General features: G+C 62.9%; 1 protein-coding gene. It reads left to right on the forward strand.

Annotated elements, in window-relative coordinates; genetic code table 11:
* Positions 1–28 precede the first annotated feature (28 nt).
* The coding region (locus EOD29_RS33200; protein WP_164764018.1) for a sulfatase-like hydrolase/transferase at positions 29–256 on the forward strand (228 nt) is incomplete at its 3' end.

The following is a 256-nucleotide window of genomic DNA, read 5'->3' on the forward strand; positions in this document are numbered from 1 at the left end:
GGCTGTTCTCCGTCAGATGGAGCTTTTCGTGCGAACCGTCTTTGTCCTCTTCGACTCGCTCAACCGCCTGGCGCTGGAGTGCTACGGCGGGCAGGGCATCCCGACGCCGAATTTCAATCGTTTCGCCGAACGCGCGATCACCTTCGACCGCCACTATGTTGGCGGGCTTCCATGCATGCCCGCCCGGCGCGACCTCCACACCGGTCGGCTGACCTTTATGCACCGCTCCTGGGGTCCGCTTGAGCCGTTCGACAAT

Source organism: Mesorhizobium sp. M1A.T.Ca.IN.004.03.1.1, from assembly GCF_003997555.1.
Lineage (GTDB): Bacteria > Pseudomonadota > Alphaproteobacteria > Rhizobiales > Rhizobiaceae > Mesorhizobium.